Source organism: Chamaesiphon sp. OTE_20_metabat_361 (assembly GCF_031364565.1).
The window spans coordinates 1-10,917 of record NZ_JANLWO010000375.1; the positions used below are offsets into that span (position 1 = coordinate 1).

A 10,917-nucleotide genomic window follows, 5' to 3' on the forward strand; every position below is an offset into this window, starting at 1 on the left:
AAGCACCTTTTCAAGACAGCGGATGCGCCATACGTAGGGTTCCCCGAGGGTTTAGCGACCCAAATCACGCGGAGGTTCCCGACCCATGTGTTTGGGTCAAGACAGCGCAACCTTGCAGCAAGACAAGACAGAGGGGAGCCAGAGCCGGAGGCGAAGGCGGGGTGAGGGCGATTTCGTCAATTTCACTTTAATTATATCCAGCTACTTACAGCGGTAATTCGGATTCGGATTCGAGATTTTCGATCGCTTGAACGCCGCGCGGGTCGCCGAGTTTGAGTAGCGCCGATTTGGCATCATCTCTGACACCCAGATCGGCATCTTCTTCCAAGACTTGGATCAGTGCATCGACAGCCGTAGCATACACCACATTCGAGGGCAATTCCCGGCACAGTCTTCCCAGCGACCACGCACAATTACTGCGCACCGCTGCCAAGGGGTCGTTAATTAAAGCTTCAATGATCGGCGGTACGGTAGCGATAACAGCCTCATAACTGAGATCGGCAGCTTGTCCGAGGGCACTAGCCGCCCAGAGGCGGACAGCAGATATATCGATCTTGAGGGAGCGTAATAGCGGCTTGAGAGCGCGAAGATCGCGACAATTGCCCAATGCCCAGACGATGCCTTTGCGGACATAACCATTCCAATCTCGATCGAGTTGCAAAATCAAGGGTTCGACGGCATCGGTGCTGGGGTTGCGTCCTAGCGCATAGGTAGCCGCAACTCTCACCAACGGGCACGGATCGGCGAGTAAGACGATTAAATGGGGAATGGCGCGGGAATCTTGAATTTCGCAGAACGCCCGTGCTGCCATCATCCGCTGGGCGGTAACGGCATGAGTGAGTAAAGGTAACATTTCCTCTGGATCTGGCTTCGGTGGCTCTGGGGTGGCATCTAGCACCGCCAGCGTATCCAGAATCTCAAGCGGACTATCTATCTCCGTTTCATCCTCTTGGAAATTCAAATCTGCTTCGTAAACCATAATAACTACTCTAGCCTATGCCCATCCCCAATATCTAGCCTCAAGCCCACACTCGATCGGCTTCGCGATCGTTGCTGGCTGAAAGTCTTCCAGACCGAGTGAAAATCTAACGCTGATGGCATTATAGCAAAGTCAATGCAGCCAGATCGCGCTGGCTTGTACTTGGATGGGTAAGGGGCGAGGGAGAAGGGGGAAGAGGTAAGAGGTAAGAGGTAATAGGTAATAGGTAATAGGTAAGAGAATACTGTAGGGTGTGTTATCGCGAAGCGTAACGCACCGAAGCAAGCACCGAAGTAGGGTGGGCACTGCCCACCATCTAGGTTTCAGGCAATATCTATCTAATAAATACTTACATTTAAGCAGGTCGGCACAATTATTTTAACTACTAGAATCATCTGAAACCCTGATGGTGGGCAGTGCCCACCCTACTTACTTACTCTTACTAATAAATACTTACACCTGTCTACTTACTCAAGATTAGTTTGGGTCTAGATTAGACTTAAGTTTGAGTTGGAGATCCGTACCTTTTTTGAGGACGACTTCACCGCCGGGACTCGATAGCACAAATGCGGTAGCGGCGGCAGCACCAGCTAATTTACCATGCTTGAATTTGGTTTTATCGCCGATAAAGTTACCCGCGATCGTCCCACCTAAAATAATGCCTGCATTTTTGAGAAATTGACCTTTGGTTTTGGTTTCAACTCTAGTATTTACTAATGTCGCATCGATCGGGAGGAGATCGCCATTTTTGAGCTTGAGACTGTCGAAAGCTAAATTCATCTGTGCTTTCTTCCCTTTAGCAGCTTTATTAACTTTTTCTAAATGCCCTTCAATCGTGGCATCTTTTAAAGCCGGGTATTTACTAACAGAATTATTCTTAACTTTGATGGTAAATTTTTCATTATCGCGATTTTTACCGCTCGATAATTCTTGTTGCAAATCGGTATCGATCGTCACCCCAGCCGGGACGACAGCTAGCGCACCATTTGGCTTATTACCAGTCGCGGTCATTGCGCCATTAGTGGCTGTTCTGACGGTATCGACTGGCTTTTCGGCCACTTTGCTACCGCAACTAACTAAACTACCTAAAGATAGGGTTAGTAAAACTGCTGAAACGGATTGCTTAAACATCATAGACTCCACACTTCAAACCACACTAAAAATTGGATGTGATGGCATCAGTCTATCATTTGGCGATTACCTCCGGTAGGCTTCGCCAACGATTCAACTATGAGCTATTTGGATGGAAATCACTACTGCTACCCCTCCTCACAGATTTCGAGCTATACATTTAGCTATTTAAATTAATTGAGAATTATTGAGATCGTTTACTCGACCAATAATTTCTCGACCCAGCCATGGGGTATTACGACCCAAAGAGTTGAGACTAGTGGGGGTGACTAACCATGACTCGTAGGGGTCGAATAAGATAAGTTGAGTCGGGGGAGACTGGTGCAGACACTGAGCTGGCTTGCTGCTCAGTGCCGCCCACAGCTCGATCGCGGCTAATTTACCCGTGACGACTAGCTGTTGCCACAGTAATGGTAGTGCCAATTCTAGTCCGATCGCGCCAGCGGGAGCTTCCCCAAAGGCGACTGTTTTTTCCTCATAGGTATAGGCATGATGGTCGATGGCGATCGCATCTAAGACTCCTGTTTTAATCCCCTCAATCAGGGCAATTTGGTCGTCTGCGGTGCCTAGCGGCGGCGTCAGCTTGAAATTGGGGTCATAGGTGGCTAAGTCGCGAGTATTGGCAATTAGGTGCAGCCAGGTGGTACTGGCCGTAATTGGTATGCCCCGTTGTTTGGCGGCGGTAATTAGTTCGACACCCCGACGGGTGGAAATTCGCATCAGATGGACGGGGGTAGCGATATCGGCGACAATTTCGATAATGGCAGCGAGGGCGGCTGTTTCACTACTGACCGGATCGACGGGTAGACCATATTTGAGTGCGGCAGCTCCAGCTCTGGCGAGTCCCTGACCGCGTAATTGGCGATCGAGCGCATATAATCCGATCGGGAGATCGAATGGTTGCAGATATTCGAGTAGTCGCCGAATCAGGGCGGGATTGGCGATCGCCCGTCCATCCGCCCAGCCTGTAATATTAGTAGTAGCAAGTTCGGCGAGTTCGGTCATGGCAGCACCTTCGACACCGAGAGTCAGTGCGCCCCAATAGCCGAGTTGAGGACAGTTGGGGATCTGGGCGGCAAGTTGGTGGTACTCACGATCGAGACTGATGATACTACTAGCTCGATCGAGTGCTGGGAGGGTATCGGGTAAAATATTTACTGAGACAAACCCGCCTGCACGGGCAGCTTTGAGGAGCGATGTCAGAGTTTCGCGCTCCTCATGTCCGGGGGTACCGCTATGGCTGTACAAATCGACCAAACCGGGCGCGAGGATGAGCTGTTGTCCGGGAATAGTCTCTAGACCGGTTGGCAGTTGGGTATTGTCTGAGACTTCCTGAATGACGCCATCGATAACTAATATATCCACCACTCGATCGCGACGCTCGATCGGGTCTAATATTCTTACCTGTTGGAATAATTGGTTCATCTTTTCTGATTTTGAAGCAAGATTTGCCCTCTCCCCTTCTGAAGCTAAGGTCTATTCAAAAGTTGGATCGACTGCGGCTGAGATCTTTACCCCACCCCAGCCCTCCCCTTATAAAGGGGAGGGGGCAAAAGCCCCCTTGATAAGGGGGAATGGGGTAAAAATCTCCGCCGCAGTACAAACAACTCATGTGAGTTGAAAATCTAAAGGCTACTAAAGTGCGCCAGCGGCGGTTTTATCGAGGATACCACCCGACAGATGACTAGTAATATTCAAAGCTTGAATAACTGGCTGACCTGCAATGCCATCTGGATAGTCGATAACCGTCACCGCACCGTTACCTTGCTTGATCTTCCAGATATCTGCTAAACCTAGTCCCAGCAGAGAACACAACAATACCTTATTAGTCGCATCGTGAGCGACGACGATTCCCGTTTGGGGGGTATCGCCCACCTGTTGCAATACCCGTTGCCATGCCGCAGTCGCCCGTGTCCAGACACCTTGGAGATTTTCACCTTCAGGCATTTGGACGGACTCGGGATGAGTATGCCACCGCTCTAACTCGCCGGGATATGCAGCGTCGATCTCGGCTTCAAACTTGCCTTCCCAGAGTCCGTGTCCGATCTCGCGCAGATCGGCATCCTCGTGTAATGTGAGTGACGGATGCTCTTGCAGGATAATTTGGGCTGTCTCTTTGGGACGGGACATCGGACTGGTAAATCCGAAGTCGATTTGAGTGGTTTTTAAAAATTCAGCGGCTAGACTGGCTTGATTGCGTCCGTTATCGTTGAGCGGCACATCGATTTGCCCTTGAAATTTACCCGCGCGATTCCAGTCAGTTTCACCATGCCGGATCAGCAACAAGCGCGGCCCTCGATCTGGCGGACGGTGTGTGGGAAGTTGTTGACCGAGATGACTGGTTTGATTGAGCGATTCTAGCTGGACATTTTCGCCCCAACCGCCACTAAAATTTAGCACTGTAACGCCGCAATTTGACTGCTGAATGCTGTGGTAAAGCTGAGCTGGTATCCCTAGTGCCGTGCTAATCAACGCGCGGTTGATGCCATTGTGCGCGACGATCGAGATTGTTTGCCCCTGATGCTGCGGCAAGATTTCTTGCCAAAATGCTGTCGCTTGCGCGTACAAATCTAGAACTGGAAAAAAGTCTCGCTCGGTGCCATCCGCCTGCGGTAATGACATTTTTAATTCGTGAGGATGTTCTTTCCAGGTGCGATATGCGGCTGCGTATTTTTCGCGAACTTCCTGATTGAACATGGTTTCCCACAAGGGCAGATCGATTTCTAATAAGCGATCGTCTACCTGTAATTGCTCTTGCTGCCCCAATTGCGCTAATACCGTCCGTGCTGTCTGTTGCGCTCTTTGGAGCGGACTACTGTAAACCTTGTCAAATTTTAAACCCTGAAATGCCTCACCTGTGAGCTTAGCATCCGCTAAACCCCGATCGGTCAGCACGGATAAATCGCTCCGCCCTTGGATGCGCCCCTGACTATTATAACTACTCTGTCCGTGCCGTAAAATAATAACTCGCATTCCCACAGGTCTTCTCCTCCACTAGCTGATTCATCTTATCAGGGGTTAGGGGATAGAGGGTAGAGGGGAGGGGTAGATGGGTAGAGGGGAGGGAGGGTAGATGGGAGATGGAATGGGTAAGAGGTAAAAGGTAAGAGGTAAGAGGTAAAAGGTAAGAGGTAAGAGGTAATTGAATAGTTTCACCCCATCCCCCCATCCCCCCATCCCCCCTTTCCCCTTTCCCCCTCCCTCCTCCCCCATTCCAGTAATGAAAATTAAGGATTGCTTAAAAATAATCTAGATCGGGCTAGACTAGTAGCTAGTAGATATGGCCGATAAAAAATAAATTGCTGTTGCCATGACAAGCCTTTGCAGCAACAGGAGTTACCGGAAAGGTAACTATTTTACATTCGGCGAATTTTTAGCTCGTATCTTAACAATTTCTTCACGTTCGATCGTCAATTACTACTTACATTAATTTCCATCTGGATCGTCAGCTTCGCCAATGTCTAACTTGACCTCTACCATCCGGGGTGATTACCCCCTGAATACGTTTGAGATCGTGCGCGATCTGTGGCAACAAATGGCAAAGATAATTTGCGATCGCAGCAGCTCTACTTGCGGCGGTGAAGTCCGATTGGTAACGAATGCCCAACTGCAATGTCACCCAGAGTCGGCTATTAGTGACAGCGATACTCTTGCAGTGATATCGCTTCAAAATTCACCGCAATTTTCCTTGCTCCAGTCAGACAGCTTTCAAGCATTATTAACTGGGACACTCATAGAGCGAGACAATTCGCAGCAAATCGCGATCGAAATCAGCTTTGAACCGACATCGATCGATGAATTTATTCAGCCACTATTAGACTACTTGCCTTCAACAGTTGGGTTAATTGCCGATCCTAATTTTACTAACAATTGCGAGCTGCAAAGTTGTTTTACGCAATTATTATTGAATGCGATTGTTAAAAGTAATTCGCCGACGGTTAGTATGTGCAGCGAACGCGAACTTCATCTGCAAGCGCAAGTAGAACAGGCAAATTTACTCAATAATATTATTACGCAAATCTATCAAACATTAGATTTATCGGTCATTTTGCAAGCAACAGTGGAGCGAGTACAGACGTTTCTACGAGCAGATCGATTGATTATCTATCAATTTGATTTCGGGGCTGAAGGGCTGGGCGTCGGTAGAGTCGCTCGACCCTACCGACGCGACTTTACTACTTATACTGGTACTGGAAGAGTTGCTTATGAGTCGTTAGGTGCAGCGGAGCTTGACTCGGTTTTAAATATTACCGAACACCAAGATTGTTTTGACGATCCACAACTGTGGCAGCGATATCGAGAGGGGATGAGTAGAGCGATCGATCGCGTCGATCTGGAGTACGCCAAAAATGAATGTATGTTAGAATTGATGGCGCGATCGCAAATCAAGTCTAAGCTGGTAGTGCCGATCGTTGTCAAGTCGGAACTATGGGGTTTGGCGATCGCACATCAATGCCACTCGTCACGTCACTGGCAACCGCGCGAGACTCAATTTCTGCAACAGGTTGCCGAACATTTAGCGCTGGCGATCGATCGTACTGAGTTGTACAATGATAGCCTTTGGCATACTCAAGATCTCGAACAAAGAGTGAGCGAACGCACTCAAGATCTCCGCGATGCTGTGATTGTCGCGCAAACAGCAAATCAATCGAAAACAGAATTTTTGGCTCTACTAAGTCATGAATTAAGAACGCCACTAACAAGTATTTTAGGTTTATCAGCTACTTTGCTGAGATTGCCTTTACTCAATTTGACCGAACGCCAACAGCACTACATCCAGATTATCAACAATAGTGGCGAACATTTGTCGGAATTAATCGATGATATTTTAGATTTTTACAAACTAGAATTTGGTAAGACTTTTCTGAAAGTCAGTGAATTTTCCCTAGCGAAATCGATCGAGCAAATCGTAGAAGTTGTCAAGCCTAAAGCCGAGATTCGGAAGATAAACCTTGAGGTACAAATCATCAAAGATGGCAGCGAGTTAACTCAAGATGACGGTCGCGATCTCCGCTTCTGCGGCGATCCCCAACGCGTGCGCCAGATATTATTAAATATTTTAACTAATGCGATTAAATTCACACCAGCGCATGGCACCGTGCTCGTCCGCGCTTGGAGTGAAGATGGCTATGCAGTCCTAGAAGTCGAAGATAGTGGCATCGGGATCGAATCCGAGCAAATTCCGCGATTATTTAAAAAATTTCATCAGCTCAACCATAACTTCGATCGCGATTTCGGGGGGATGGGATTGGGATTGGCAATTACCCAACAATTAGTCGAACTACACGGTGGATCGATCGAAGTTGATTCGATTGTCGGTTCTGGTTCGACTTTTACAGTCCGGTTAGCGACTCAGCCATTGCAAGTATCAGATCGCAATGACTGGCAGGCGATGGGGCAAACATTAGTTTTTCAAGATCCCGAACTCAATCCAGTTCCCAACCGGATTGTCTTGCTCGAACAAGATGAAGAGATCGCTAACTTCCTGTGTGATATTCTTACCGCTGCCAGATATCAGGTGACGTGGCTATTATCCGCCGAATCCTCATTCAGACAAATAGCGATGTTCGAGCCAGATCTGCTGATTATCGACTTGGCTTTGGATGCCCAAACGGTCGATCGATCGATCGGCAATATCCGCAAATCGAGTACCATTGGCGAGGTCGAGATCTTAGCACTCGCCACTAAAGACGATATTATCAGTCCGATTAGCAAGCAATATGTCGATGATTATCTTTGGAAGCCCATAAATCCCGAACAATTGCTGCGCAAAATTACTAAGCTACTGAGTGATTAAATATCGTCAGTAGCCTCAGCAGTTGTAGCGATCGTTACTAGTTTAAAGATGAACCTGTGACAAGATTGACAGTCTTAGTCCCAACAACTTGTAAGTGTGTCTGATGGAAAAAACCCCGCTTGAAACCAGGAAACTGCCATTGATAACCATCAGGGTCGCGATGCGCTGCCATCAATTTCGACCATTGGGTCTGATGATGAGTTGCCGATGAGAGTTTTGAGAGTCGCGCGATGCCCAATCGTTTTGCCAGCTCGCCCAATTGGAGCTTCATCGAGGTTGCCAGTTCGCCACGACTATCGAGCGTCAAAGCTTGAGCGTCCTTGGCTTGCGTCAGGGTAGTGAGGACATCATAAACCCGATCGGCAGCTTTTTGATGGCGATCGAGCAGTTCTGTCAATCGCTTGACAGCACTGAGACAATGTTCGTCCACACTGAAGTTCTCGCACGAGCTGAGGAGTTGAGTCAAACATTTAATCTGTTCCCGTTCGAGTTGCAACTGTTGTTGATGCGTCGTCAGCGTCTGGTTGACAGATTGGACGAGTCGTTGACAAAGCTGCTCCTGTTGTAAATCTGATGCTGGATTGAGAGTGGTCATAAGTTAGTACGAATATCTAGAAAGTGCCGAAATTTGATGTAAATAAACGGTGATTACCACCAACAGCGAGAATTGAAGAGTCCGTGGGAGATGCAATGCCAAACCTGAATTTAAGTGCGAGCGACTGAGTACGCAGCCACCGATCTGTTGCTGCCGTTACAAAATTACCGTCTCATGCTATAGTGTTCCCGATTTATAGCCGATCGTGACACCTTCGCTCAAAAGACTTCCTGCGAAAGTTAGGCTTTGGGCTATAGGCTTTAGGGAAAACTACAGATAAAACAATAATAGAAAAGATTTTGTTTTTACTTTCGCAGGCGGTCTAGACTCAAAAAAATTCTCACCAAGCACCCTAAACCCCTTAAGATAGATTCGGAATTCATAATTTTCACCCCGTACCTCTTACCTCTTACCTCTTACCTCTTACCCCTCCCATCTCCCATCTCCCATCTCCCATCTCCCATCTACCCCCTAAATAAATATGCCTCGCCGGACTGACATACACAAAATCTTACTCTAAGGTTCTGGGCCGATCGCGATCGGACAAGGGTGTGAATTTGACTACTCTGGTACTCAGGCTTGTAAAGCACTTCGAGAGGAAGGGTTTGAGGTGATTTTAGTCAACTCCAACCCAGCGACGATTATGACCGATCCGGAGACGGCAGATCGCACCTACATCGAGCCGCTGACGCCAGAGTTGGTCGAAAAAGTCATTATTAAAGAACGTCCCGACGCGCTGCTCCCGACGATGGGGGGACAGACAGCCCTAAATATTGCCGTCAGTCTGGCTAAAAGCGGCGTCCTCGAAAAATATGGCGTCGAACTAATCGGTGCGAAATTAGCCGCGATCGAAATGGCGGAGGATCGGTTGTTATTTAAAGAAGCAATGGCGCGGATCGGGGTGCCAGTTTGTCCGTCAGGCATCGCTACTAACCCCGTAGAAGCCCGCGAAGTGAGTAAACAGATTGGGACGTACCCGCTGATTATTCGGCCCGCCTTTACCCTGGGAGGAGCCGGAGGTGGCATCGCTTACAATCAAGAAGAATTTGAAGCGATCGTTCAAACCGGACTCGATGCTTCGCCTGTAGATCAGATTTTGGTCGAGAAATCCCTCCTGGGCTGGAAAGAGTACGAGTTAGAAGTGATGCGGGATCTAGCAGATAATGTGGTAATTATTTGCTCGATCGAGAATATCGATCCGATGGGGATTCACACTGGCGATTCGATTACCGTCGCCCCAGCGCAAACCTTGACTGATAAAGAGTATCAGCGGTTGCGGGATGCTTCGATTAAAATCATTCGGGAAATTGGCGTCGAGACGGGGGGATCGAATATTCAGTTTGCCGTACATCCCGACACGGGCGAATTTATCGTTATCGAAATGAATCCGCGCGTCAGCCGAAGTTCGGCATTAGCCTCCAAAGCAACTGGATTCCCAATTGCTAAATTTGCGGCGAAATTAGCGATCGGTTATACCCTCGATGAAATCCCTAATGATATTACTAAAAAAACGCCAGCTTCCTTCGAGCCGACGATCGATTATGTAGTTACTAAAATCCCCCGCTTTGCCTTTGAAAAATTTGCGGGTTCTTCCCAAACACTGACTACCCAAATGAAGTCCGTCGGCGAAGCAATGGCGATCGGACGGACATTTAAAGAGTCATTTCAAAAGGCGCTACGATCGCTCGAAATCGGTCGCTATGGCTGGGGCTGCGATCGCGATGAAACCTTACCCTCGATCGAGCAAGTCCGCTCGATGCTGCGGACGCCGACACCCGATCGGATCTTTAGCATCCGCCATGCGATGCAGCTCAAATTGTCAATTGAAGATATCTACGATCTGACTGGCGTCGATCCGTGGTTTCTCGACAAGCTCAAAGAAATCCTCACCACCGAATTCTTCCTCAAAACTCAACAACTGACATCCCTAACTAGAGACCAACTTTGGGATGTCAAACGCGCAGGATTTAGCGATCGCCAGATTGCTTATGCAACTAAAACTACCGAAGATATCGTCCGCACCTATCGCAAATCTCTAGGCGTAATTCCCGCTTATAAATTAGTCGATACCTGTGCTGCCGAATTTGAAGCCGAGACACCTTATTACTACTCTACTTATGAGGAAGAAACCGAAGTTATCCCATCGAATCGCCGCAAAGTAATGATCCTCGGCGGTGGCCCCAATCGGATCGGCCAAGGAATCGAATTTGACTACTGCTGCTGTCACGCCGCCTATGCGCTCAGCAAGCAGGGATTCGAGACAATTATGGTCAACTCCAATCCCGAAACAGTTTCCACCGATTACGACACCAGCGATCGGCTGTACTTCGAGCCACTCACCAAAGAAGATGTCCTCAATATCATCGAAGCCGAGCAGCCCGAAGGGATTATCATCCAATTCGGCGGTCAAACCCC

At 48.4% G+C, this 10,917-nt stretch carries 7 protein-coding genes; 2 read left to right on the forward strand and 5 right to left on the reverse strand.

Translation table 11 applies throughout. From position 1 onward, the window contains the following. Positions 1–205: 205 nt before the first annotated feature. The 4 genes from RMO35_RS10980 to RMO35_RS10995 all read right to left on the reverse strand — a co-directional run bounded on the left by RMO35_RS10980 (position 206) and on the right by RMO35_RS10995 (position 5,083). On the reverse strand, positions 206–979 hold the full coding sequence (locus tag RMO35_RS10980) for a HEAT repeat domain-containing protein (protein WP_309741146.1): 774 nt from the start codon (positions 977–979) through the stop codon (positions 206–208). 477 nt (positions 980–1,456) lie between these two features. After that, entirely contained in the window at positions 1,457–2,113 is a 657-nt protein-coding gene (locus tag RMO35_RS10985) for a hypothetical protein (RefSeq protein WP_309741148.1), read from the reverse strand. Positions 2,114–2,278: 165 nt separating this feature from the next. Next, complete coding sequence (locus RMO35_RS10990) at positions 2,279–3,535, reverse strand: dihydroorotase (protein WP_309741149.1); 1,257 nt, start codon at positions 3,533–3,535, stop codon at positions 2,279–2,281. A gap of 210 nt (positions 3,536–3,745) precedes the next feature. Then, positions 3,746–5,083, reverse strand: a complete 1,338-nt coding sequence (locus RMO35_RS10995) for a histidine phosphatase family protein (protein ID WP_396135649.1) — start codon at positions 5,081–5,083, stop codon at positions 3,746–3,748. A gap of 484 nt (positions 5,084–5,567) precedes the next feature. On the opposite strand from RMO35_RS10995, the gene RMO35_RS11000 reads away from it, so the two are divergent. Continuing rightward, the gene (locus tag RMO35_RS11000) at positions 5,568–7,907 is read left to right on the forward strand and encodes an ATP-binding protein (RefSeq protein ID WP_309741153.1); all 2,340 of its coding nucleotides are present in this window, start codon (positions 5,568–5,570) and stop codon (positions 7,905–7,907) included. Between the two features lie 37 nt (positions 7,908–7,944). Here RMO35_RS11000 and RMO35_RS11005 read toward each other — a convergent pair whose 3' ends face one another. Next, entirely contained in the window at positions 7,945–8,502 is a 558-nt protein-coding gene (locus RMO35_RS11005) for a hypothetical protein (RefSeq protein ID WP_309741154.1), read from the reverse strand. 532 nt (positions 8,503–9,034) lie between these two features. On the opposite strand from RMO35_RS11005, the gene carB reads away from it, so the two are divergent. After that, positions 9,035–10,917, forward strand: a 1,883-nt coding sequence (carB, locus tag RMO35_RS11010; protein ID WP_309741156.1) for a carbamoyl-phosphate synthase large subunit, incomplete at its 3' end; no start/stop codon positions are given.

Excerpts from the sequence above, each read along its gene's own strand:
- RMO35_RS11000 (WP_309741153.1), top strand. The coding sequence starts at position 5,568 with ATGTCTAACTTGACCTCTACCATCCGGGGTGATTACCCCCTGAATACG.
- RMO35_RS10995 (WP_396135649.1), bottom strand. The coding sequence starts at position 5,083 with ATGCGAGTTATTATTTTACGGCACGGACAGAGTAGTTATAATAGTCAG.
- RMO35_RS11005 (WP_309741154.1), bottom strand. The coding sequence starts at position 8,502 with ATGACCACTCTCAATCCAGCATCAGATTTACAACAGGAGCAGCTTTGT.
- RMO35_RS10990 (WP_309741149.1), bottom strand. The coding sequence starts at position 3,535 with ATGAACCAATTATTCCAACAGGTAAGAATATTAGACCCGATCGAGCGT.
- RMO35_RS10980 (WP_309741146.1), bottom strand. The coding sequence starts at position 979 with ATGGTTTACGAAGCAGATTTGAATTTCCAAGAGGATGAAACGGAGATA.
- RMO35_RS10985 (WP_309741148.1), bottom strand. The coding sequence starts at position 2,113 with ATGATGTTTAAGCAATCCGTTTCAGCAGTTTTACTAACCCTATCTTTA.